This is a genomic window from Massilia sp. Dwa41.01b, assembly GCF_014171775.1.
GTDB lineage: Bacteria > Pseudomonadota > Gammaproteobacteria > Burkholderiales > Burkholderiaceae_D > Telluria.
Genome location: NZ_CP050454.1, coordinates 836,128 through 860,695, shown reverse-complemented (window position 1 = coordinate 860,695; position 24,568 = coordinate 836,128). Strand labels below are relative to the sequence as shown.

General features: G+C 62.7%; 17 protein-coding genes, 3 rRNA genes and 2 pseudogenes. 15 read left to right on the top strand and 7 right to left on the bottom strand.

Features of this window, described 5'->3' with window-relative positions; translation table 11 throughout:
- From amt to G4G28_RS03910, 3 genes are read right to left on the bottom strand one after another with little or no spacing between them, the layout of a single operon-like run.
- Entirely contained in the window at positions 1–1,404 is a 1,404-nt protein-coding gene (gene amt, locus G4G28_RS03920) for an ammonium transporter (protein WP_182990919.1), read from the bottom strand.
- Between the two features lie 10 nt (positions 1,405–1,414).
- Positions 1,415–1,753, bottom strand: a complete 339-nt coding sequence (glnK, locus tag G4G28_RS03915) for a P-II family nitrogen regulator (protein WP_182990918.1) — start codon at positions 1,751–1,753, stop codon at positions 1,415–1,417.
- A 13-nt stretch (positions 1,754–1,766) separates the two neighbouring features.
- Positions 1,767–2,513, bottom strand: coding sequence for a TorF family putative porin (locus tag G4G28_RS03910; protein ID WP_182990917.1), 747 nt, complete (start codon positions 2,511–2,513; stop codon positions 1,767–1,769).
- Positions 2,514–2,782: 269 nt separating this feature from the next.
- On the opposite strand from G4G28_RS03910, the gene G4G28_RS03905 reads away from it, so the two are divergent.
- From G4G28_RS03905 to G4G28_RS03880, 6 genes are all read left to right on the top strand, one after another.
- A complete protein-coding gene (locus G4G28_RS03905) occupies positions 2,783–3,037 on the top strand; it encodes an accessory factor UbiK family protein (RefSeq protein WP_182990916.1) in 255 nt (84 codons plus the stop codon).
- Positions 3,038–3,070: 33 nt separating this feature from the next.
- Positions 3,071–5,605, top strand: a complete 2,535-nt coding sequence (locus tag G4G28_RS03900; RefSeq protein ID WP_183108063.1) for an adenosylcobalamin-dependent ribonucleoside-diphosphate reductase — start codon at positions 3,071–3,073, stop codon at positions 5,603–5,605.
- 64 nt (positions 5,606–5,669) lie between these two features.
- A complete protein-coding gene (locus G4G28_RS03895; protein WP_183108062.1) occupies positions 5,670–6,113 on the top strand; it encodes a hypothetical protein in 444 nt (147 codons plus the stop codon).
- Positions 6,110–6,589, top strand: a complete 480-nt coding sequence (locus G4G28_RS03890) for a hypothetical protein (RefSeq protein ID WP_183108061.1) — start codon at positions 6,110–6,112, stop codon at positions 6,587–6,589. Before G4G28_RS03895 ends, G4G28_RS03890 begins: the two co-directional genes overlap by 4 nt.
- 34 nt (positions 6,590–6,623) lie before the next feature.
- The gene (locus tag G4G28_RS03885; RefSeq protein ID WP_183108060.1) at positions 6,624–7,094 is read left to right on the top strand and encodes an OmpH family outer membrane protein; all 471 of its coding nucleotides are present in this window, start codon (positions 6,624–6,626) and stop codon (positions 7,092–7,094) included.
- 193 nt (positions 7,095–7,287) lie between these two features.
- Positions 7,288–7,884, top strand: a complete 597-nt coding sequence (locus G4G28_RS03880; RefSeq protein ID WP_182990911.1) for a DUF2239 family protein — start codon at positions 7,288–7,290, stop codon at positions 7,882–7,884.
- A gap of 130 nt (positions 7,885–8,014) precedes the next feature.
- On the opposite strand, the gene G4G28_RS03875 is transcribed toward G4G28_RS03880, so the two are convergent.
- Positions 8,015–10,831, bottom strand: a complete 2,817-nt coding sequence (locus G4G28_RS03875; RefSeq protein WP_182990910.1) for a pitrilysin family protein — start codon at positions 10,829–10,831, stop codon at positions 8,015–8,017.
- Positions 10,832–10,963: 132 nt separating this feature from the next.
- Between G4G28_RS03875 and G4G28_RS03870 the strand changes: the two genes are divergently transcribed.
- The 7 genes and pseudogenes from G4G28_RS03870 (at position 10,964) to G4G28_RS03845 (ending at position 16,945) form a co-directional block, all read left to right on the top strand.
- Entirely contained in the window at positions 10,964–11,659 is a 696-nt protein-coding gene (locus tag G4G28_RS03870) for an adenine phosphoribosyltransferase (RefSeq protein WP_182990909.1), read from the top strand.
- A gap of 373 nt (positions 11,660–12,032) precedes the next feature.
- Positions 12,033–13,549: pseudogene (locus G4G28_RS03865) on the top strand (YifB family Mg chelatase-like AAA ATPase).
- A gap of 52 nt (positions 13,550–13,601) precedes the next feature.
- Positions 13,602–14,129, top strand: a complete 528-nt coding sequence (locus G4G28_RS03860) for a hypothetical protein (RefSeq protein ID WP_183108059.1) — start codon at positions 13,602–13,604, stop codon at positions 14,127–14,129.
- Positions 14,129–14,860, top strand: a complete 732-nt coding sequence (locus tag G4G28_RS03855) for an ABC transporter ATP-binding protein (protein WP_182990908.1) — start codon at positions 14,129–14,131, stop codon at positions 14,858–14,860. The genes G4G28_RS03860 and G4G28_RS03855 overlap by 1 nt, the downstream gene beginning before the upstream one ends.
- Positions 14,857–16,122: a hypothetical protein gene (locus G4G28_RS03850; RefSeq protein WP_229507883.1), complete on the top strand. Its 1,266-nt coding sequence runs from the start codon at positions 14,857–14,859 to the stop codon at positions 16,120–16,122. Before G4G28_RS03855 ends, G4G28_RS03850 begins: the two co-directional genes overlap by 4 nt.
- Entirely contained in the window at positions 16,095–16,424 is a 330-nt protein-coding gene (locus G4G28_RS25215) for a hypothetical protein (RefSeq protein WP_229425439.1), read from the top strand. Before G4G28_RS03850 ends, G4G28_RS25215 begins: the two co-directional genes overlap by 28 nt.
- Positions 16,425–16,603: 179 nt before the next feature.
- Positions 16,604–16,945, top strand: coding sequence for a DUF1840 domain-containing protein (locus tag G4G28_RS03845; protein ID WP_182990907.1), 342 nt, complete (start codon positions 16,604–16,606; stop codon positions 16,943–16,945).
- Positions 16,946–17,304: 359 nt separating this feature from the next.
- On the opposite strand, the gene rrf is transcribed toward G4G28_RS03845, so the two are convergent.
- The 3 genes from rrf to G4G28_RS03830 form a co-directional block, all read right to left on the bottom strand.
- Positions 17,305–17,417 (bottom strand): 5S ribosomal RNA (gene rrf / locus G4G28_RS03840).
- A 124-nt stretch (positions 17,418–17,541) separates the two neighbouring features.
- Positions 17,542–20,417, bottom strand: a 23S ribosomal RNA gene (locus G4G28_RS03835).
- A gap of 277 nt (positions 20,418–20,694) precedes the next feature.
- Positions 20,695–22,225: ribosomal RNA gene (locus tag G4G28_RS03830) — 16S ribosomal RNA — on the bottom strand.
- Together the 16S, 23S and 5S rRNA genes form the textbook arrangement of a ribosomal RNA operon.
- Before the next feature lie 473 nt (positions 22,226–22,698).
- Here G4G28_RS03830 and cobT point away from each other — a divergent pair.
- Together cobT and G4G28_RS03820 are read left to right on the top strand one after the other, a co-directional pair.
- Positions 22,699–23,745: a nicotinate-nucleotide--dimethylbenzimidazole phosphoribosyltransferase gene (gene cobT / locus G4G28_RS03825; protein WP_182990906.1), complete on the top strand. Its 1,047-nt coding sequence runs from the start codon at positions 22,699–22,701 to the stop codon at positions 23,743–23,745.
- 3 nt (positions 23,746–23,748) lie between these two features.
- A pseudogene (locus G4G28_RS03820) lies at positions 23,749–24,532 on the top strand (adenosylcobinamide-GDP ribazoletransferase).
- The last annotated feature ends 36 nt before the right edge of the window (positions 24,533–24,568 follow it).

Sequence of the window (24,568 nt, the reverse complement as noted above, 5' to 3'; positions counted from 1 at the left end):
TCAGGCATGGTACGCCGATTCGCCGTGGCTGGTAATATCGAGGCCCTCGCGTTCCTGCTCTTCCGGCACGCGCAGCCCGATCGTCAGGTCGACGATCTTGAAGGCAAGGAAGGCAATGACAGCCGACCAGACGATCGTCACGCCCACCGCCTGCGCCTGCACCCAGACCTGGTGGCCGATCGAATACACCTCAAGCGACGCCTTGTTGGTGACATAGTCCCAGATGCCCTGCCCGCCCAGTTGCGGCGCGGCGAACACGCCGGTCAGCAACGCGCCGACGATGCCGCCGACACCATGCACGCCGAACACGTCGAGCGAATCGTCCACGCGCAGCATGCGTTTCAGCCCATTCACGCCCCACAGGCAGACGATGCCGCCGATCAGGCCAATGACGAGCGCGCCCATCGGGCCGACGAAGCCGCAGGCCGGGGTGATCGCCACCAGGCCCGACACCGCGCCGGACGCCGCGCCCAGCATCGACGGCTTGCCTTTCGTCATCCACTCGCCCAGGGTCCAGGCCACGGTTGCGGCGGCAGTCGCCAGCAAGGTGTTGATGAAGGCCAGCGCAGCGATGTCGCCCGCTTCCAGGGCCGAGCCGGCATTGAAACCGAACCAGCCCACCCACAGCAGCGAAGCGCCGATCATCGTCATCGTCATCGAGTGCGGGGCCATCGATTCGCGGCCATAGCCGACGCGCTTGCCGATCACATATGCGCCGACCAGGCCGGCAACGGCCGCGTTGATGTGCACAACGGTGCCGCCGGCGAAGTCGAGCGCGCCCTTCTGCCACAACCAGCCTGCGTCCGCCGTGACGGAAGCCAGGGTGGCGGCATCCTTGATCGCATCCGGGCCGGCCCAGAACCAGACCATGTGCGCCACCGGGATATAGCCGAAGGTGAACCACAGCACCACGAACAGCAGCACCGCGGCAAAGCGGGCACGCTCGGCAAAAGCGCCGACGATCAGGCCGCAGGTGATCGCGGCGAACGTGCCCTGGAAGGCGACGAAGATGAACTCGGGGATCATCGTCTCCTTGCTGAAGGTGGCAGCCATGCTGAACACGCCTGCGGCCGGATCATAGATGCCGTTCAGGAAGGCACGGTCGAAGCCACCGATGAAGGCATTGCCACCGGTGAAGGCCAGCGAATAGCCGTACAGGCACCACAGCACGATGATGATGGAGAAGATCATGAAGACCTGCAGCAGCACCGACAGCATGTTCTTCGCGCGCACCAGGCCGCCGTAGAACAGCGCCAGGCCCGGGATCGACATCATGATCACGAGCAGGGTGGCAACGAACATCCAGGCGGTATCGCCCTTGTTGATGGCGGGCGCGGCCATGGCGGGCAGCGCCAGGCCGAGGCCGAGCAGCAGGCCAGCGGATTTGGTGAACAGTCGATTCATCGTCAGCCCCTTACAGTGCGTCGTTGCCGGTCTCGCCGGTACGGATACGGATGACCTGGCCCAGGTCGGATACGAAGATCTTGCCGTCGCCGATCTTGCCGGTGCGGGCGGCGCCCTGGATGGCGTCGATGACCTGGTCGACCAGCGCGTCATCGATGGCGGCTTCGATCTTGATCTTCGGCAGGAAGTCGACCACGTACTCGGCACCGCGGTAGAGCTCGGTGTGTCCCTTCTGGCGCCCGAAGCCTTTCACTTCGGTCACCGTCATGCCCTGCACGTTCATGTCCGACAGCGCCTCGCGCACTTCGTCGAGCTTGAAGGGCTTGATAATGGCGGTAATCAGTTTCATCGCATTGCCTCTTTCAGAAAGTTTTCGATACGGTCAGCACGGCCGCCGACTTGCCCAGGTTGCGGCCCTGGGGGCTGAGATAGCTTTCGGTGTCGGCCTTGACCCAGGCCAGCGCCACGCTGGCGAAACCGACGTCTTTCGTCAGGCCGATCTTGTAGTCGGTGTACGAGAGCGCGCCGTTGTTCTTCACGCGCTGGCGGCCCGCGTGCAGGTTCAATACCAGTCCCTCGGCCACCGGCACGTTCGCCCCCAGGTCCAGGTAGCCGCTCTGCTTGCTGTCGGGCGTGCCGAACAGGTTGGTGGTCGCATGCGAATACTTCAGGTAGGCCGGCCCCACGCCCACCTGCCCGTACAGCTCGAAGGTGTTCGCGTTCGGGTGCAGGTCGTTCGACGGATACCAGTAGTACAAAGCGCCGACGTCATAGGTGACGGCGCCGCCAGGGATGCCACTGAGCGTCCCGCGCTTGCCGGCATACAAGTCCACTTCCACATTGCCGTCGCCGCCCAGGTCCTTCGTCCATTTGACGGTGGACAGCCAGGTACCGGCATAGAAGCCGCTGGGAGTGTGGGTATAGTCGGCGCCCCCTTGCAGGGCCGGGTCGAAACGCGTCTGCGAGAGGCCGCGGTAGCGGTATTCGCTGGCGAGCGCGACGTTGTAGCCGAGCTGGTGCTCGGGCGCCGCTTCCTCGGCCCGGGCCAGCGTCGCTCCCGTCATTACCAGCGCCAACACGGCCGCCTTCCCTGCTGCCTTGCTCTTCATGATCGATACCCCTCGAAATGGAACGGATGGTCGGATGGTTTACAATCTGTCGCTGTAGCGTCGCGGCTTTCTCCTTCCTTTAGCAGGATGCGTGCCAGCCTTTGGCAGCAAAGCCATGTGCTTGATTTCTCGCCAAGACGCCCCACTTCTGCTGATAGACACAACAAAATCACCATAAAACCGTGCGCGCTGGCCGGGCACACCGCCACGACGCACCAAACCTGGCCGCGGCGCACCACCCTGGTGCGCGGGCTGATTGACTAGGACTGATGGACATGAACAACTTCTTCAATGACTTGCAGGGCAAGATCAACCAGGCCATGGAAAGCTCGCCCGCCAAGGACATCGAGCGCAACGTCAAGGCGATGATGACCCAGGGCTTTTCCAAGCTCGACCTGGTGACCCGCGAGGAATTCGATATCCAGGCCCAGGTCCTGGCCAAGACGCGCGCCAAGCTGGAAGCGCTGGAGTTGCGCGTGGCCGCGCTGGAAGCACAGCTGACGGAGCGCGCTCCGAAGGTGTAAGCGTGCTTTCGGCATTCATGCAGGAGCGAACCCATGAATGCGAAAGACCAAACGCCCGGCACGCGCCTGCCTCCCCAGGAGGTATCGACGCAGGAAATCTCGATGCATGTGCTGCGCGAGAAATACGCGAAAGACGGCGAAACGACGATCGCCGATGTCCGCCGGCGCGTCGCCGACGCCCTCGCCGCACTGGAGCCGGCTGAACACCGCGCCGGATTCGCCGAGCAGTTTTACGCTGCCCAGGAAGCCGGCTTCATTCCGGGCGGACGCATCAACTCCGCCGCCGGCCTCGCCATCAAGGCAACCCTCATCAATTGTTTCGTGCAACCGGTCGGCGACTCCGTCACGGGCGTTGACGACGGCCTGCCCGGCATCTATACGGCACTGTCCGAGGCAGCCGAGACCATGCGCCGCGGCGGCGGCGTCGGCTACGATTTTTCCGCCATCCGTCCCCATGGCAGCCTGGTGCGTGGCACCCGCTCGCGCGCCTCGGGGCCGGTGTCGTACATGGAGCTCTTCGATGCCTCCTGCAAGACGGTGGAATCGGCCGGCGCCCGCCGCGGCGCCCAGATGGGCGTGCTGCGCATCGACCATCCCGACATCGAACGCTTCATTGCCGCCAAGGACCACGGCGCTCTCACCAACTTCAATATCTCGGTGGGCGTGAGCGACGCTTTCATGCATGCGCTCGAGGCCGACGCCGATTTTCCGCTGGTGCACCGCGCCGAGCCGGGAGAAGAACTGGTCGCCGCCGGTGCCTTCCAGCGCGGCGATGGCCTCTGGGTCTACCGCAGCGTCCGCGCACGCGCGCTGTGGGACCGCATCATGGCCTCTACCTACGACCATGCCGAGCCAGGGGTGCTCTTCCTCGACCGCATGAACAGTGAAAACAACCTGTGGTACTGCGAGCGGCTGGCGGCCACCAACCCTTGCGGCGAGCAGCCGCTGCCCGCCTACGGCTGCTGCGACCTCGGCTCCATCAACCTGACGCGGTTCGTCCAGCAGCCTTTCGAGCCCGATGCCGGCTTCGATTTCGCCAGGATGCGCGAGGTCGTCACCGTGGCGGTACGCATGCTCGACCTGGTGCTCGACGCCACCGAGTGGCCGCTGCCCCAGCAAAGGGACGAGGCGCGCGCCAAGCGCCGCATCGGCCTCGGTTTCCTCGGTCTCGGCAGCGCCCCGGTGATGCTGGGACTGCGCTACGATGCGCCGGAGGGCCGGCTGCTCGCCGCGCGCATCGCCGAGGAACTGCGCGACACCGCCTATGCCGCCTCGGTCGAACTGGCGCGCGAGAAGGGTGCCTTTCCCCTGTTCGATGCGGACCGCTACCTCGAGGGCCGTTTCGTGGCGCGCCTGCCCGAGGCGCTGCGCGAGGCCATCCGCACGCACGGCATCCGCAATTCGCACCTGCTGTCGATCGCGCCCACCGGCACCATCTCGCTCGCCTTTGCCGACAACGCCTCGAACGGCATCGAGCCACCCTATTCCTGGACCTACCAGCGCAAGAAGCGCATGGCCGACGACAGCATGCGCAGCTACGAGGTGAAAGACCACGCCTGGCGCCTGTACCGGCAGCGCCAGCCTGGGGCGCAGGTGGGCGAGGCACTGCCGCCGCAATTCGTTACCGCCCTGCAGATGGGGGCAAGCGACCACCTGCGCATGCTCGAGGCGGTGCAGCCCTTCGTCGACACGGCGATCTCGAAAACGGTGAACGTGGCGGCCGACTACCCCTACGAGGACTTCCGCAACCTCTACCTGGAAGCCTGGCGCGCGGGGCTGAAGGGCCTGGCCACCTACCGCCCGAATGCGGTGCTGGGCAGCGTGCTGGAGAACGCGGCTGGCGGCTTACCGACGGCGACACCGCAGCCCGAGGTCGCCAGCCACGACACCCCGGCGGCGCTGGACAACGACCCGCTGCGCAAGCGCTTCGAGGGCCGGCCGCTGGGCGAACTCGAGTCGGTCACCTCGAAAGTCGAGTACTCGACCCAGGAAGGCCGCAAGACTTTCTATCTCACCGTGAGTTTCATCCGCGTCGAGGGCATGGTTGACGGCGTGCCGGTGACGATCGAGCGCCCCTTCGAATTCTTCATGCCGGCCGGCCAGCGCACCGAGGGCCAGCAATGGATCACCTCCTCGATGCGCTTGTTGTCGATGCTGGCGCGGGCCGGCGGGCCGATCGCCAAGGCCCTGGCCGACATGCGCGACGTCGTGTGGGAAAAGGGCCCGGTGCGCTGTGGCCACCTGACCCGCGAGGATGGCACCCGGGTACCGGTCTACCACGACTCGGAAGCGGCGGCGGTCGGCTTCATGCTGCAGCGGATCCTGATCAAGCGCGGTTTTCTCGATGCGCAGGGCAACGGGGTGCCGGTCGCGCAGCTGGCGCGAGCGCTGGCGGCGCGCTGTGGCGAGACTGAATCGGACGGCATGCCGGAAGGCGTGGCAACGACAGGCCTGCCCGTCGTCTCGGCTTCGGCGGCGAAGTGCCCCGAATGCGGCGCGCGCGCCCTGCGCAAGGCCGAAGGCTGCACGCGCTGCGACAACTGCCAATATGTGGGCGAATGCGGCTGAGCGCCGTTCCAGGATGCCGGCGGGGTGATACCATCATGCTCATCCGGCAGCCTCGAACGAACGCATGACCACCGAACTCCTCTCCACTGCACCACACGGCGGCATCAACGAAGACCTGCTCACCGTGATCGAAGGCAGCGGTCGTGTCGACCTGATCGTGCTCGACGGCGCCACCTCGGTCGCCGACACGAACCATATCGATACGGTCCAGGGCGACGTCGCCTGGTTCACCCACGCTTTCGCCGCCGAACTGGCGCTGGCGATCGGGCGCGGCCTGGAGCAGGCGCAGGCCGTGCCTGAGGCCCTGGCGGCGGTGCGCGCGCACTACCTTGCCGCCGCCGGCGGACGCGCCATTCCCCTGTACGCCTACCCGCTCGCGGCCTTGACCTGGATCCGCGTGCAGCCCCGGTCCGGCCATCTCGCCCCCTCTCGCTCTACTGCCTGGGCGACTGCAAGACGCTGGCGATCGGCGCCGATGACAGCGTCATCGACCTCGACCCGTATGTGAATCCGCACGAGGACGTGCTGCGCACGGCGATGGCGGAGCTGACCGCGCAAGGCATCGTCGACCCGGCGCTGCGGCGCGAGCGCCTGTTGCCGATGCTGCGTGCCCGCCGCGAATCCCAGCACCAGGCCGACGCGCCGAACGTGCTGTGCCTCGCGCCCCGGGGCGCCTTCGCGGCGCGCCAGGTCACGCGCGAGCTGCCGCCGGGTTCCGCGGTGCTCGGCATGACCGACGGCTTCTATCGGCTGGTGGACGTGTACGGCCTGATGACACTCGAACAGCTGGCACGTCGCTGCCGCATCGAGGGCGTGGCCACCTTGATGCGCGAACTGCGCGGGTTCGAACAGGAGAAGGCGCAGCAGCCGGCCCCCGGCGGCGCGCAGGCGCTGAAAAGCGCCGACGATGCTTCCGCCCTGCTCTGGCAAGGCATGCCTGCCGCGCGCACGGCGCAGGCGGCGCACGCCGATGCGCAGGCTTGAGCACACCGCACTGCATTCATCGCAAAGGACGATCTTGAAAACGATTCCGAAAGCCCTCGCCAACATCCTGCTCGACCTGTGCTGCGTGCTCGGTCTGGCGGATCTTGGCGCGGCGCCGGCCGCGGCGCAACCCGGCCGTGCCGGTGACGTGCGGGCCGTGGTGGTCAACGTCGAACGCCTGCTGGTCGAATCGCCCCAGGCCCGTGCGGCCGCCGCCAGGATCGAGGCCGAGTTCGCGCCGCGGCGCCAGCAAGTGGCGGCGCAACTGCGCCAGTTGCGCGACAGGTCCGAGCAGCTCACGCGCGACGCGCCCGGGCTGAGCGAGCGCGAGCAGCTGCTGCGTTCGCGCGAGCTGGGCGAACTGGAGCGGGCAGTGCGCCGCGCCCAGGCGCAGATCGGCGAGATTTTGCCGAACGCAAGGCGACCGAACGCGCCGCACTTGCCAGCCGCATCCACGAGGTCATGCAGACCCTGCCCGCCCGGCTGGGCGTCGACCTGGTGCTGACGCGCACCATCTGGCATCGTCCCGCGATCGATGTCACCGAGAAGGTGGCGGCCATGCTGGATCGCTGACCGGTCGCCGGTGGGTGTGGCGCTCGCCTGACATGTTACCCAAGCCTTATTGTTGGCGTGTTTTTATCCGGGTAATATTAGGACAAGCGTTCCGCCGGCGCGCTGCCCCGCATGAGGAGTCACCCATGTTGCCCACCGATTGCATTGCCTTTCTCGGTACCGAACGATTGGCCAGAGGCCCCCTGATCGAGGTCGTGCGCGCCGTCAAGGCGGCCATCGACAGTGGCAGCGAACAGTCGATCGCGCTGCTGGACAGCCGCACCAGTCGCCCCGTCGAGATCAATTTCACCGGAACGGAAGAAGAGGTCCTGCAGCGCATCCCGCGCGCAGCGCCGCGTAGTGCCGGCCGGCCGAAGCTGGGCGTCGTCGCCCGGGAAGTGACCTTGCTGCCGCGGCACTGGGAATGGCTGGCCTCGCAGCCGGGCGGCGCCTCGGTGGCCTTGCGCAAGCTGGTCGAACTGGCGTCGCGCGACGCCAGCGGGGACGACGCCCGGCGTGAAGCACGTGACGCGGCCTACCGCTTCATGCACGAACTGATGGGCGACGCGCCCGGTTTCGAGGAAGCTTCGCGTGCGCTGTTCGCAGGCGATGGCGAACGGTTTCGTGCGCTGGTGGCAGCCTGGCCGCAAGCGGTGCGCGCCCACCTGCTGGAACTGGCCGAACCTTCCTTTGTCGCCGCTGGCCGAGCCGGCGCCGGCGGTGCCGCACGCTCTTCGAAGTAGCAGCGCCGCTCAGGCGTGACCAACCTCGGCACACCCGACACGCAGGTGCGTACTTTCAAGCCCGGGAGACCGTTCCCGCCATGAAAAACGCCCGGTACCTGACCGGGCGTTTTTATCGGAACAGGCGCCCTTACTTGGCGCCGCCCACCGCCTGCGGCTCCGCCTTCGCGAAGTCGCCCGCCGCCACGATCGAGATGGCGTCCGGCTTGATGAACTGGCGCATTGCCTCGTTCACCTGCGCGAGCGTCAGCTTGCGCACCTGGTCTTCGACGGCCGCATCGAACTGCATCGTCCGGTCCAGCGACAGGTACTCGGACAGGGCGCCGGCCAGCGCCTCATCGGAGGTGCGCGATACTTCCTCGCCCTGCAGCCAGCCCTTCTTCGCTTCCTGCAGTTCGGCTTCGGTAAAGCCTTCGCTCACGGCGCGCTGCAGTTCCTCGCGCAGCACCGCTTCCACCTTGGCCGTGTTCTGGGGTGCGCTCATCGCATAGGCCATCCACATGCCTGCCGGGTCGCGGCGAGGTACGTTCAGCTGCGAACCGACGCCATACGACAGCCCTTCCTTCTGGCGGATGCGGTCGGCCAGGCGCGAACGCAGTGCGCCGCCGCCCAGCATGTAGTCCGCCATCAGCAGCGCGGGATAGGCCTTGGCATCGTCCTTCAGGGGTACCGGCACCACGGCGAGCAGCAGGCTGCTGGCCTTGTCCGGGGTCGCCAGCGTCAGCTTCTGGCCCGCCACGGCTTTCATGGCCGACGGCACCCGCACATACTTCTGCTGCGCGTGCCAGTTACCGTACAGGCGCTCGACCTGCGCCTGCAGCGCCGCGGCATCGAAGTCGCCTACCGCGGCGAAGGTAGCATTGTCCGCGCCGTAGAAGGCGGCGTGGAAGGCCTTGACCTCTTCCACGGTAACGCCCTTCTGCGCGGCCAGGGTTTCCTGCAGCGTGCGCACATGCTTGACGTGGCCTTCCGGTGTCGGGTCGAGCAGGCGGCCGAGCGCGGTGCTCGCTTGCGGATTCGGTTCCGGAATGGCCTGCTCCGTGGCGTTGACGTTCGCACGCTGGAACTCGCCGAATCCGGCCGGCGCGAAGGCCGGCTTCTGCAGCATTTCGGCCAGCAGGTCCATCACGGCCGGCAGGTTTTCGCGCGTGGTCGTGACCGTCGCGTTGAGATTTTCCGCACTCCCGAACACCTGAATTCGGGCCTTGAGCTTGTCGAACGCGTCCTTCAGCTGCTGGCGCGATTTCTCCTGGGTGCCGTAGCTCAGCAAGCCCGCGGCGAAGCTGCCGGCCGTTGCCGTGTTGCGCAGCGCTTCTTCCGAACCGAAGCGCAGTTTGATGGTCGCGGTGACCACGCTGCCCTTGGTCTTCTTCGGCAGCAGCGCGCCCTTCAAGCCGTTGGCGAGCTGGAAGCGCTGAGTACGTGCTTCGATGTTGGCCGGGCTCGGGTCGAAGGCTTCGCCCTGCGCCACCACGGCGCGGCCCTTGTAGTCCTTGACCATGGCCGCGACATCGGTCACGCCAGGCACGGCGGCGCGATCCGGGGCATCGGTGGGAATGAACACGCCCAGGGTGCGGTTCGACGCCTTGAGGTACTTCTCGGCCGCCGCCTGCACGGCCTTGACGTCGGTCTTCTCGACCTGGTCGCGGTTGAGGAAGAACAGGCGCCAGTCGCCCGCCGCCATCGACTCGGTCAGGGCGATGGTCAGGCTGGCACTGTCGTTCAGGGCCAGTTCGATGTTCTTCGCCACCGCCTGGCGTGCGCGTGCCACCTCTTCCTCGGTCACGGGATTGGACTTCAGGTCTTCCAGCACCTTGAGCAGGGCTTCCTGGGTTGGTGCCAGCGGCTGCCCCGTCGGCACCACCGCGCCGAAGATGCGGTAGCCGGGCTCGAGATTGCTGACGCCGCTGTAGTCGAGGCTGGTCGCAAGTCTGGTTTCCACCAGCGCCTTGTGCAGGCGGCCGGAAGGCGCGTTGGTCAGCACGTGGGCCAGGAGCTGCAGCGCGGCGGCGTCCGGGTGTCCGCTCGGCGCAACGTGGTAGCCGGCGCCGACGAACTGGGTACCGCCGGCGCGGCGCACGGTGACGGAACGTTCGCCGTCCTGCACCGGCTCTGCCGTATAGGTCGGCTGGATGACGCGCGACGGTTTCGCGATCTTGCCGAACAGGGCATTGATCTGCGCGAGGGTTTTCGCTTCGTCGAAGCGGCCGGCGACGATCAGCACGGCATTGTCCGGCTGGTAGTACTGCTTGTAGAAGGCGCGCAGGCGGGGAATGTTGACCTGCTCGATGTCCGAACGCGCGCCGATCGTCGACTTGCCGTAGTTATGCCAGTCGTAGGCCACGGCCTGCAGACGGTCGGTGGTGACGCCGATCGGATTGCTCTCGCCAATCTCGAACTCGTTGCGCACGACCGTCATCTCGCCCTTGTTGGTCTTGGTGTTCCACAGGTCGTCCTGGGAGATCGGGGCGTTCACCATGCGGTCGGCTTCCAGCGCCAGCATCGTACGCAGGTTGTCGTCATTCGCCGGGAAGGTGGCGTAATAGTTGGTGCGGTCGTACCAGGTGGTGCCGTTGAAATCGGCGCCGAGGGCCTTGAGTACCTCGACCGGGCTGCTGGTGCCCTTCTTGACGCCGAAGTTGGCGGTCGGCTTGAACAGCAGGTGCTCCAGCAGGTGGGCCATGCCGGTTTCGCCGTAGTTCTCGTGGCGCGAACCGACCATGTAGACCATGTTCGTCGTCAGCGTCGGCTTGGACGCATCCGGGAACAGCAGCACGCGCATGCCATTGGCCAGGCGGTATTCGGTGATGCCCTCGACCGACGTGACCTTGAGCGGCTTGTTTGAAACGGCGGACCTGGCCTGGACAGGCACGGCCGCGGTGGCACCTGCGGCGAAAACCGGCGACAGGATGCCGGCACTGACCATCAACGCAACGAGTACTTTCACGTATTTATCCCGATTTTATTTATTGAGCGAAAAAACGAGGATGAGCATCCTTCGTTTCGCCATCAAGCAAAAAGCTGCGCCCCTCGATACACCGATCGCGCAAACGCCGCTTCCCGCATCCCTCATTGGAATTTGAACAATGAAGTCTCAGTTACTGGAAGTCAATACCAAAAAGCCTTTGGAAACATGTTGGATACAAAATGGACAAGGTCGTGCTGGCTGGATCCCCATGGCGTCAGCGTCAGCGGCGCCGCCTTCCTGCAAACCGGCGATAATACGAGCCATTTGCCCCACCGGCACCACGACTGCACTCTCATGAACGATTTCGACAGCGTTCCGCTGGAATTTTTTCAGGACTACCCGGAGCCGGGCGTCAATTTCATCGACGTCGGCTGCATTTTCGATAGTCCTGAGCATTGGCGCCTCGCCATCGACACCCTGCACGCGAAGACCGAGGCATTGCACTTCGACTTCCTCCTTGCCATGGATGCGCGCGGATTCATGATCGCCGGCGCGCTTGCCTATGAGCGCAAGGTCGGCTTCGCGATGGCGCGCAAGGCTGGCAAATTGCCCGGCAAGGCCATCAGCATCGATTACAGGCGCGAGTACGGAAGCGCGACCATCGAGATCCAGCCGGAGCGGATCAAGGGCCAGCGCGTCCTGATCGTCGACGACGTGCTGGCCACCGGCGGCACCATCGAAGCGGCGGCATCCCTGCTGCGCCAGCTTGGCAAGGAGGTCGTCGGCGCGGCGGCCCTGTTCGATATCGCGTTCTTCAAGGACAAGCGCGTGCTGACGATGCCCGTCGTGAGCTTGCGCGACGTGTGACGCTTCCTTCCGCCCCCTGAGCCGGCGCGACACGGGCCTGGGTGCGCGCTACGAGGGCAAGCGAAACCGGGCCACAACGCGCGGTTGGAGCGTTTGATAAGGCGTCGGCCCCCCCCCATCTTGCCGGTTCAACATCTACACATCGTCCTCACTGCACGCGTAGTGGGAGATCACCCCTGCGATGCGGAGAATGCAGCTCAATCGAGTCCTCTTTTTGATCGGAAATCGCGTTTTGGGGATGGTAAGCGTATCGCAAACTTTCCCAGTAGTACCGAGTATCGCATCAACACGCGCACCTCTGCTCGCTCGCAAACGTCCCTCCTCAATACTTCTTAAGATGTGGCGACTTTGCCCAGCCCCATGAAGGAAACCGATGAGTCTCGCCGTGTTGAGAAGCCGCGCCCTCGCCGGCATGGAAGCCTTGCCCGTCAGCGTCGAGGTGCATCTGGCGAACGGGCTGCCCAGTTTTACGATCGTCGGCCTGCCCGACGCCGAGGTGCGCGAAGCCAAGGACCGTGTACGGGCGGCGCTGCAGAACGTCGGTTTCGAGATTCCGGCAAAACGCATTACGGTCAACCTGGCGCCGGCCGACCTGCCGAAGGAGTCCGGCCGCTTCGACCTGCCGATCGCCCTCGGCATCCTGGCCGCGTCGAACCAGATTCCGGCTGACGAGATCGACCGCTATGAGTTTGCCGGCGAACTGTCCTTGTCGGGACAGCTGCGGCCGGTGCGCGGCGCGCTAGCGATGACGTTTGCAATCGGACGCAGCAGCGCCGGCAGCCGGCGCCGCTTCATCCTGCCCCGGGCGAATGCCGACGAGGCCGCGCTGGTTGCCGACGCCGAGATCCATCCGGCCGACACACTGCTGCAGGTGTGCGCCCACTTCGCCGCCAGCGAAGACGGGCGCGGCTGCCGCGTTATCGCCACGTCCTGCCGCCGGTGCCGCCCAGCTATCCCGACTTTTCCGAAGTGAAGGGGCAACAGCATGCCAAGCGCGCCCTCGAGATTGCCGCGGCGGGCAACCATTCGCTGTTATTGATGGGCCCGCCAGGCGCCGGCAAGAGCATGCTGGCCTCGCGTTTTCCTGGTTTGCTGCCGCCGATGACGGACGAGGAAGCGCTGGAAGCCGCGGCCGTGCAATCGCTCACCGGCAGTTTCTCGGCCGAGCGCTGGCGTGCCCGGCCGTTTCGCAGTCCGCATCACACCAGTTCGGGCGTGGCCCTGGTGGGAGGCGGCAATGTGCCGCGGCCGGGCGAGGTGTCGCTGGCGCATTGCGGCGTGCTGTTTCTCGACGAGCTGCCCGAGTTCGACCGCAAGGTACTCGAGGTGCTGCGCCAGCCGCTCGAGTCCGGCCGGATCACGATTTCGCGCGCGGCGCACCAGGCCGAGTTCCCGGCGCGCTTCCAGCTGATCGCGGCGATGAATCCCTGCCCCTGTGGCTGGCAAGGCCACCCGTCCGGCAAATGCCACTGCACCAACGAGAGCGCGCAACGCTATCGCGACCGTATTTCCGGCCCCCTGCTCGATCGCATCGACATGCAGATCGAAGTCAATGCAATGTCGCCCGATGCGATGGGGGCGCGTCCCGATGGCGAAAGCACGGAACATATTGCGCAACGTGTGGTCGAGGCGCATGCGCTGCAGCTGGCACGCCAGGGCAAGCCGAACCAGCGTCTGGGCACGCACGAGATCGAGCGCCATTGCGCGCTCGATGCGGGTGCGGCGCGGACGCTGCGCTCGGCCATGTCGCTGATGAACTGGTCGGCGCGCGCCTATCACCGCGTGTTGAAGGTGGCACGTACGATTGCCGACCTGGCTGGGGCGACGGCAATCGACGCCAGCCACATGGCCGAGGCCGTGCAGTACCGCCGGGGGCTGAACGAGCGCTGAGGCGGCGCCGTCCGTGGTGGCGCCCGGCCACCCGCCCTGCTACCATCGGGGCATGCAAAAACGACCATTTCTCGCGCTCGCGCTGGCGGGCGCCCTGCTGCTGGGCTGCAACCCTACCTATAACTGGCGCGACTACAGCAGTCCGGAAGCACCTTTCCGGGTCATGTTCCCGGCCAAGCCCTCGACCCACACGCGTAGCGTCAACCTGGACGGCATGCGGGTGGAGATGACGATGACGGCGGCCGAGGTCGAGGGTGTGACCTTTGCGGTCGGTACCGGCATGGCACCGGATACGGCCCGGGCCCAGGCCGCGGTGGCCGCCATGAAGACGGCAATGGTGCGCAATATCGGCGCGACGGTACAACGCGAAGATGCGCGCGCGGCCAGCGGTAGCGGCGAGGAAGCGCGTACCAGCATCGACATCGAGGCCCTCGGCAATGCGCACGGCCAGCCGACGAGGCTGCGCGGCCACTTCGAAGCGCGCGGCAAGCGTTTTTACCAGGTGATCGTGCTCGGCCGCGAGAAGGCGGACGGCGCCGAGCAGGCCGACCAGTTCATCTCCTCGTTCAAGCTGCTCTGATGGCGGACGCACCCGCACTCGTGCTGGCCGGACTGCGGAAGGCCTACGGACGCCCGGCAGTCGATGGCCTGGACCTGACGGTGCGGCGCGGCGAGCTGTATGCCCTGCTGGGACCGAATGGCGCCGGCAAGACCACGACCCTGCGCATGGTGACGGGCCTGGTGGCGCCGGATGCTGGACACGTCGCCGTCTTCGGTATCGACCTCGCGCGCGACCCGGCTGCCGCCAAGCGGCGCATGGCCTATCTGCCGGACGACCCGATGTTGTACGGGAAGCTCAAGCCGACCGAGTACCTCGAATTCGTCGCCGGCCTGTGGGGTGTCGACGCGGAAGTGGCCGAGCCGCGGGCGCGGGCGCTGCTGGCCTGGCTCGACCTGGAAAAGCATGCGCACGAGCTGACCGAGGGTTTTTCGCGCGGCATGAAGCAGAAGCTGGCGCTGGCGGGTGCGCTGATCCACGAACCGGAGCTGCTGATCCTGGACGAACCGCTGACCGGGCTGGATGCCGGCGCCGCGCGCCAGGTGAAGGACCTGCTGCTCTCGCATGTCGAGAAGGGCGGCACGGTCATCCTGACCACCCATATCCTCGAGGTCGCCGAGCGCCTGGCACAGCGCATCGGCATCATCCAGCATGGCCGCCTGATCGCCGAAGGCACGCTCGAGCAGTTGCGCGAACTGGCGCCGGGCGCGACCCTGGAAGACATGTTCCTGCAACTGACGGGCGGCGCATGAAGCTGCGGCCCGGCAGTACCGGATGGCTGCTGCGCCATGAAATGCGGCTGTTCTGGTACGCGACGCTGGGCAGCAGCCACGCCGGTACGCGGCGCACGCGTTGGCGCGTGATCGTGGGTGCGCTGGTATTGTGGACACTGCTGCACCTGGGTGCGCTGGCGCTGCTGCGCACGACCGCTGCCGGGGCAGGCAACCGGCCGGCCACCCTGCTGGCGGCGGTCAGCGTGATCCTGCTGGCGACGGCGCTTTTCATGGTCTCGACTGCGCTGAAAAACAGTGTCGAAACCCTGTTCGACCGCTGCGACATGGACTTGCTGCTGTCTTCGCCGCTCTCCACGCGCAGTGTCTTTGCCGTCAAACTGGCTGGCATGGTACTGGGCGTTGCGGCACTCTACCTGTTTTTCCTGGCGCCTTTCGCCCATGTTGGACTGTTCCTCGGCCAGTTCGACCTGCTGGCCATCTATCCGCTGTTGCTGTCGATGGCGGCGTTGGCCACCTCCGGTGCGATGCTGCTGACCCTGGCGCTGGTGCGCATGTTCGGTGCGCGCCGCACCCGGGTGATCGCCCAGGTGATCGGCGCACTCGCCGGCGCCCTGCTGTTCCTGTTGTCGCAGGCGGGAAGCATGATGTCGCAGGGCGATGGCACCGCGCGCAAGACCACCGCCGAGCGGGCGATGGCCGCCGTCGCCACGCTCGGGGAAGGCCATCCGCTCTGGTTGCCGGCGCGTGCAGCGCTGGGGAACCCGGGCGCGGTGGTCCTGATGGCGGCACTTGCCCCGGCGGCAGCCTGGCTGACGGTACGCATGACACACGGCTTCTTCGCACGCGGCCTGCAGCTTGCCGCGGGCAGCGGACAAGCTGCCAGCCGTACCCGCGCTGCCCGCTACCGCTTCGGCCGGCCCCTGATGGCCATCGTCGTCGTCAAGGAATGGCGTTTGATTGCGCGTGACCCGCATCTGATTTCGCAGGTGCTGCTGCAGCTTCTGTATCTGCTGCCGCTGTGCCTTGTCGTTTTTCGCGAGGGCAGCCTGCAACTGCCGGGTACGGGGGCGGGACTGACGATGCTCTGCGGTTCGCTGAGCGCTGCGCTGGCGTCGATCATCCTGCTGGCCGAGGAGGCGCCCGACCTCTTGCACACCGCGCCGGCCAACGCCGCTGCCGTGCGCTTTGCGAAACTGGCAGCGGCGGTGATGCCGGTGTTGGCGCTGGTCGCCCTCCCCTGCTCTGGCTCACGGTGCGTGCGCCCGCAGCCGGTGCGCTGACCGCGGCCACGGTCAGCGGCGCGGCCGTCAACGCCGCACTCATCAACCTGTGGACGGGACGGCCGATCGCGCGAGGCGAGTTCCAGAAGCGGGGCAAACGCAATGTCGTCACCACCTTGCTTGAATTGTGCAGCCTGCTGGCCTGGGCTGCGCTGGCGATGTTGCTGTTGAACGCGGCAAGCGGTGCCGAGGTGAACCTTGGTGCGGTTGCCGGCACCGGTGCCGCAGCCGGGATCGCGCTCGGGATGGCGCCGCTGGCTTTCCTGCTGCGCCATCGCGTCGGCCGGGGCTCGCGCGACTAAGAGCGTCTAACAAAACCGTCAGAGCAAGGCGCGGCGACGACGACAGTACATTTGTACGGCTAGGAGCCGCAACGCGGCTATGGCGGTTTTGTTAGGCGCTCTAACTGTGTGCGGGCCGTGACCGTCTCGGGTAGTCGTGTTATCGTTTAGTTACGACAAAAACACGACGAGAACGCATTATGTTAATCACTTTTAAATGCAAGGCCTATCCTGACGTGATGATGTATCAGGATCATGCCAAACGGATCCTGGACCTGCTGGGCAAGGAACCGGAGATCGGTGTCATCACTTCGGAAGAAGCTGGCCGTGCGGCCCAGTTGCTGGAAAACGAGATCGAAGAGAGCCGCAAGCACCCGTCGAGCGACGAGGTCGAGCAGGACGTTAAAGCGCATACGGGCGATGATGATGACACGGATCATGAGCAGGCCCAGGTCGTGAGCTTCTCGACCCGCGCTTACCCGATGCTGGAAATGCTGCGATCGGCGCGGGATCACAAGGCTGACATTCTGTGGGGTGTTTGATCAGGTGACGAATGCGCTGTGTCTTGAAGCGGCGTGTTCCGACTGACCATGTCTTGCCTTTGAGACGAGGGAAGCCCTGCCACATTGGCGGGGCTTTTTCTTCGAGCGTGCATTTGCCGAGAATTGAAGCGCGGCAGTTCCGGAGAAGGCGGCTGTCGGCGCAGTCTTGACGTAGCCAATCCCTGCATGGGCGACGCAGCTCGGCCATCGAGACCAATCAGGGATCCAAAAACAGCCGCCCGAACGCGAGAAAACCCCGCAGAGGTGAGGATCCACAGTATGGACATGAACCGGCGGCGTTTTTTCAAGACGAAAAAAAACCCGCTGATCGCAATCAGCGGGTTTTTCTCTTATAACTAGCCTGACGATAACCTACTTTCACACTGGTTGCAGCACTATCATCGGCGCAAAGTCGTTTCACGGTCCTGTTCGGGATGGGAAGGGGTGGGACCGACTTGCTATGGTCATCAGGCATGACTTGTACGAGCATCGTTTCCCTTGTGGGTAACGCTACTCTGAATCTGGAAGAAGTAAGTGGTAGCAGCTGTATCAACAAACAGCGCTGTATTCTTGAATCCATATCCTGCTAAGGTTATAGGGACAAGCCGTACGGGCAATTAGTACTGGTTAGCTTAATGCATTACTGCACTTCCACACCCAGCCTATCAACGTCCTGGTCTCGAACGACCCTTCAAGGAGCTCAAGGCTCCGGGAAATCTCATCTCAAGGCAAGTTTCCCGCTTAGATGCTTTCAGCGGTTATCTCTTCCGAACTTAGCTACCCGGCAATGCCACTGGCGTGACAACCGGTACACCAGAGGTTCGTCCACTCCGGTCCTCTCGTACTAGGAGCAGCCCCCTTCAAATTTCCAACGCCCACGGCAGATAGGGACCAAACTGTCTCACGACGTTTTAAACCCAGCTCACGTACCACTTTAAATGGCGAACAGCCATACCCTTGGGACCGGCTACAGCCCCAGGATGTGATGAGCCGACATCGAGGTGCCAAACTCCCCCGTCGATATGAACTCTTGGGAGGAATCAGCCTGTTATCCCCAGAGTACCTTTTATCCGTTGAGCGATGGCCCTTCCATACAGAACCACCGGATCACTATGTCCTACTTTCGTACCTGCTCGACTTGTCGGTCTCGCAGTTAAGCACGCTTATGCCATTGCACTATTAGCACGATGTCCGACCGTACCTAGCGTACCTTCGAACTCCTCCGTTACACTTTAGGAGGAGACCGCCCCAGTCAAACTGCCTACCATGCACTGTCCCCGATCCGGATAACGGACCAAGGTTAGAACCTCAAACAAACCAGGGTGGTATTTCAAGGATGGCTCCACGAGAACTGGCGTCCCCGCTTCAAAGCCTCCCACCTATCCTACACAGATTGGTTCAAAGTCCAATGCAAAGCTACAGTAAAGGTTCATGGGGTCTTTCCGTCTAGCCGCGGGTAGATTGCATCATCACAAACATTTCAACTTCGCTGAGTCTCGGGAGGAGACAGTGTGGCCATCGTTACGCCATTCGTGCAGGTCGGAACTTACCCGACAAGGAATTTCGCTACCTTAGGACCGTTATAGTTACGGCCGCCGTTTACTGGGACTTCAATCAAGAGCTTGCACCCCATCATTTAATCTTCCAGCACCGGGCAGGCGTCACACCCTATACGTCCACTTTCGTGTTTGCAGAGTGCTGTGTTTTTATTAAACAGTCGCAGCCACCAGTTTATTGCAACCCTTTCGCCCTTCCACAGTAAAGTGGTCAAGCTACCGGGGCGTACCTTTTCCCGAAGTTACGGTACCAATTTGCCGAGTTCCTTCTCCCGAGTTCTCTCAAGCGCCTTAGAATACTCATCTCGCCCACCTGTGTCGGTTTGCGGTACGGTCTCGTATGACTGAAGCTTAGAGGCTTTTCTTGGAACCACTTCCGATTGCTTCGCAGCACAAGGCCGCTCGTCCCACTCCCTTGAATTACGCACCCGGATTTGCCTAAGTGCCTTCTATGAAGCAGAAACTGACTATTCCAACAGTCAGACAACCTTCCGCGATCCGTCCCCCCATCGCATCATACGACGGTGCAGGAATATTAACCTGCTTCCCATCAGCTACGCATCTCTGCCTCGCCTTAGGGGCCGACTCACCCTGCTCCGATGAACGTTGAACAGGAAACCTTGGGCTTACGGCGTGCGGGCTTTTCACCCGCATTATCGCTACTCATGTCAGCATTCGCACTTCTGATACCTCCAGCATCCTTTACAAGACACCTTCGCAGGCTTACAGAACGCTCTCCTACCATATCCAATAAAGGATATCCGCAGCTTCGGTGACTGGCTTAGCCCCGTTACATCTTCCGCGCAGGACGACTCGATCAGTGAGCTATTACGCTTTCTTTAAATGATGGCTGCTTCTAAGCCAACATCCTGACTGTTTTAGCCTTCCCACTTCGTTTTCCACTTAGCCAATCTTTGGGACCTTAGCTGGCGGTCTGGGTTGTTTCCCTCTTGACGCCGGACGTTAGCACCCGACGTCTGTCTCCCAAGCTCGCACTCATCGGTATTCGGAGTTTGCAATGGTTTGGTAAGTCGCAATGACCCCCTAGCCATAACAGTGCTCTACCCCCGATGGTGATACTTGAGGCACTACCTAAATAGTTTTCGGAGAGAACCAGCTATTTCCAAGTTTGTTTAGCCTTTCACCCCTACCCACAGCTCATCCCCTAATTTTTCAACATTAGTGGGTTCGGACCTCCAGGGCGTGTTACCGCACCTTCATCCTGGCCATGGGTAGATCACTTGGTTTCGGGTCTACACCCAGCGACTGTCGCCCTGTTCGGACTCGATTTCTCTACGGCTCCCCTATTCGGTTAACCTCGCCACTGAATGTAAGTCGCTGACCCATTATACAAAAGGTACGCCGTCACGGAACAAGTCCGCTCCGACTGTTTGTATGCACACGGTTTCAGGATCTATTTCACTCCCCTCCCGGGGTTCTTTTCGCCTTTCCCTCACGGTACTGGTTCACTATCGGTCGATTACGAGTATTTAGCCTTGGAGGATGGTCCCCCCATGTTCAGACAGGATTTCTCGTGTCCCGCCCTACTTGTCGTACGCTTAGTACCACCGTCTGAATTTCGTGTAAGGGGCTATCACCCTCTATGGCCGGAGTTTCCAATCCGTTCCACTATCCAGTCGACTATCACGTACAGGCTCTTCCCATTTCGCTCGCCACTACTTTGGGAATCTCGGTTGATTTCTTTTCCTGCAGCTACTTAGATGTTTCAGTTCGCCGCGTTCGCTTTGCATGCCTATGTATTCAGCATGCAATGACCTAAAAGGCCGGGTTTCCCCATTCGGAAATCTGCGGATCAAAGTGTGTTTGCTCACTCCCCGCAGCTTATCGCAAGCTACTACGTCCTTCATCGCCTGTAATCGCCAAGGCATCCACCATGTGCACTTATTCGCTTGTCCCTATAACGTTAGCCCCTGGTTCGCACCAGGGAGCGTCATAGTTCAAGGAGTACAGCTTGTTGCATGTTTGTTGATACTTTTACTACTACCCTAAGTGTGCTCACTCATCATTGCTGATGCGTTTGCACGCTTAAAAAAACTTTACTTCTTCCAGATTGTTAAAGAACAATAACTACACTTAGCTCAAGCTTTCCGCTTCAGCTAAATACAGTTCTTATTGACAGTCGATAAGTGTGAACGCTTGATGATGGAGCGTTAGCTCCCGGTGCTACTCTAGAAAGGAGGTGATCCAGCCGCACCTTCCGATACGGCTACCTTGTTACGACTTCACCCCAGTCACGAATCCTACCGTGGTAAGCGCCCCCCTTGCGGTTAAGCTACCTACTTCTGGTAAAACCCGCTCCCATGGTGTGACGGGCGGTGTGTACAAGACCCGGGAACGTATTCACCGCGGCATGCTGATCCGCGATTACTAGCGATTCCAACTTCACGCAGTCGAGTTGCAGACTGCGATCCGGACTACGATACACTTTCTGGGATTAGCTCCCCCTCGCGGGTTGGCGGCCCTCTGTATGTACCATTGTATGACGTGTGAAGCCCTACCCATAAGGGCCATGAGGACTTGACGTCATCCCCACCTTCCTCCGGTTTGTCACCGGCAGTCTCATTAGAGTGCTCTTGCGTAGCAACTAATGACAAGGGTTGCGCTCGTTGCGGGACTTAACCCAACATCTCACGACACGAGCTGACGACAGCCATGCAGCACCTGTGTTCAGGTTCCCTTTCGGGCACTCCCTGATCTCTCAAGGATTCCTGACATGTCAAGGGTAGGTAAGGTTTTTCGCGTTGCATCGAATTAATCCACATCATCCACCGCTTGTGCGGGTCCCCGTCAATTCCTTTGAGTTTTAATCTTGCGACCGTACTCCCCAGGCGGTCTACTTCACGCGTTAGCTGCGTTACCAAGTTAATTAAAACCCGACAACTAGTAGACATCGTTTAGGGCGTGGACTACCAGGGTATCTAATCCTGTTTGCTCCCCACGCTTTCGTGCATGAGCGTCAATCTTGACCCAGGGGGCTGCCTTCGCCATCGGTGTTCCTCCACATCTCTACGCATTTCACTGCTACACGTGGAATTCTACCCCCCTCTGCCAGATTCAAGCCTTGCAGTCTCCATCGCAATTCCCAGGTTGAGCCCGGGGCTTTCACGACAGACTTACAAAACCGCCTGCGCACGCTTTACGCCCAGTAATTCCGATTAACGCTTGCACCCTACGTATTACCGCGGCTGCTGGCACGTAGTTAGCCGGTGCTTATTCTTCAGGTACCGTCATTAGCAGAGGATATTAGCCTCTACCGTTTCTTCCCTGACAAAAGAGCTTTACAACCCGAAGGCCTTCTTCACTCACGCGGCATTGCTGGATCAGGCTTGCGCCCATTGTCCAAAATTCCCCACTGCTGCCTCCCGTAGGAGTCTGGACCGTGTCTCAGTTCCAGTGTGGCTGGTCGTCCTCTCAGACCAGCTACTGATCGTCGCCTTGGTAGGCCTTTACCCTACCAACTAGCTAATCAGATATCGGCCGCTCCAGGAGCACAAGGCCTTGCGGTCCCCTGCTTTCATCCTTAGATCGTATGCGGTATTAGCGTAACTTTCGCTACGTTATCCCCCACTCTTGGGTACGTTCCGATATATTACTCACCCGTTCGCCACTCGCCACCAGGCCGAAGCCCGTGCTGCCGTTCGACTTGCATGTGTAAAGCATGCCGCCAGCGTTCAATCTGAGCCAGGATCAAACTCTTCAGTTCAATCTCTGTTTGTTGACACTTTCGTGTCATCCGCTATTGCTAGCGGAGTCGCTCACTCAAGATACTGACCGTTATCTCATTGCTGAGACAACGCTTAATACTTTTGTGAACATTTGATAATTTAAGTAATCAGCTGAACTAGTCAGCTGGCACCTTCATCAAACGCCCACACTTATCGACTGTTAATTGTTAAAGAACTTTGGCTCCCGCCGAGGGCGGTACTGCCTTGCTGCTTTGTCGCGAATCGTTTTGTTCGTCAGCAGCAGAGAAGTGAGATTATGCAGTGTTTCGTTTGCGTCGTCAACTTCTTTTTTTCCTCTTCTTCGCCTGTTGCATACTTAACTACTTGATTTCGTTAACGTTTTGCACTGAGCGCCGAAGCGGAGGCGAATCATAACAAAGCCGCAGGCAGCTTGCAAGCCCCTCGCCTGTGCTATCTTTGCGCGGCCCGTTCACTATATAAAACGACAACAATGTTTATTCCCGCTGTGTTTCCTATCGAGAATCCCAAACTGTCCAAGTCGCTTGCCCTTGCCGTCGACAATAAGACCAAACCGCTCGGAAGCCTGGGGCGCCTGGAAGCACTGGCAATACAGGTTGGCCTGATCCAGGAATCGGCCCAGCCGCATATCGATACCCCTGCCATGCTCGTGTTCGCCGGCGACCACGGCATTGTTGCCGAGGGTGTTTCCGCCTATCCGCAGGAAGTAACCTGGCAGATGGTCGAGAACTTCCTCGCCGGCGGTGCGGCCATCAATGTGTTCGCACGCCAGAACGGCTGGACCATCCAGGTCATCGATGCAGGCGTAAACCACGTATTCGGCCAACGCGCCGGACTACTCAACCGCAAGGTGGCGGCCGGTACCCGCAATTTCGCCAGGGAAGCGGCCATGTCGCCTGACGAGTGTGCGCAGGCGATGGAAGGCGGCATGGCACTCGTGCGCGACTTGCCGGGGAACGTGGTGGGTTTTGGCGAGATGGGCATCGGGAACACCAGCTCCGCCGCGGCGCTGATGCACAAGCTGAGCGGCATCCCGCTCGCCAGCTGCGTCGGTGCGGGCACCGGCCTGGCGCCAAGTGGCGTCCTGCATAAACAGAAGGTGCTGCAAGCGGCTATCGAGTTGCATCGCGACGTCTCCGCACCGCTCGACGTGCTGGCCACCTTCGGCGGCTTCGAAATCGCGACGATGGCCGGCGCCATGCTGCAGGCGGCGCACCTGCGCAAGGTGCTGCTGATCGACGGCTTCATCGTCACGAGTGCCCTGCTCGTTGCGGCGCGCCTGCAGCCCGCCATCCTCGACTACTGCGTGTTTGCGCACTGTTCCAGCGAACATGGACACCGCTTGATGCTGGAGCACCTGGGCGCCCAGCCCTTGCTGCAACTGGGCTTGCGCCTGGGCGAAGGCACCGGCAGCGCCCTCGCCTTGCCCCTGCTGCACGCGGCTGTGAACTTCCTGAACGAGATGGCGACCTTTGCATCGGCCGAAGTCAGTACCCAGGCCGGCACCGGCGCGGCATAAGCCATGCAGCAGCTGCGCCTGTTCTTCATCGCCCTGCAGTTCTTCACGCGGCTGCCGATCCCGCGCTGGGTCGGCTTCCAGCCCGAGTGGCTGCACCATGCGTCGCGCTACTTCCCCCTGGTCGGCTGGGTAGTGGGCGCTATCGCGGCTGCCGTGTACGCGCTCGCCGCGCTCGTGTGCTGCCCGCGCCAGTAGCGGCGGTGCTATCGACCGCGGCGTCGATCTACCTCACCGGCGCCTTCCACGAAGATGGCTTCGCCGATACCTGCGACGGTTTCGGTGGCGGCCTGACGCGCGAGCGCGTGCTCGAGATCATGAAGGATTCGCGGGTCGGCGCCTACGGTGCGATCGGCATCGCCTGCATGCTCGGGCTGAAATGCACGGCGCTGGCGATGCTGCCGCCCGCCGGCGCCATCGCCGCGCTGCTGCTGGCGCACCCGATCTCGCGCCTGGCCGCAACGAGCCTGATCTGGCGCATGACCTACGCCCGCGGCGAAGGCAAGTCCAAGCCGCTCGCGCGCAGGAAATAAGCGGCGGCGAATTCGGCATCGCCTCGGCGACCGCGCTGCTTCCCGCCGCCGCGATGGTGGCGTACGGCGTGTTCACGCCCTGGGCGATCGGCGGCGCCCTCGTCGCCGCAGCCTGCGCCGCCTTCTGGCTGGCACGTATCTTCCAGGCGCGCATTGGAGGCTATACGGGTGACTGCCTCGGGGCCGTACAGCAGCTGGCCGAGGTGGCCGTGTACCTGGCGGTGCTCGCGAGCTTCAAGCACGGCGCACTGGCTTAGTATGCGGCTGTTCCTGGTACGCCATCCACGGCCGGA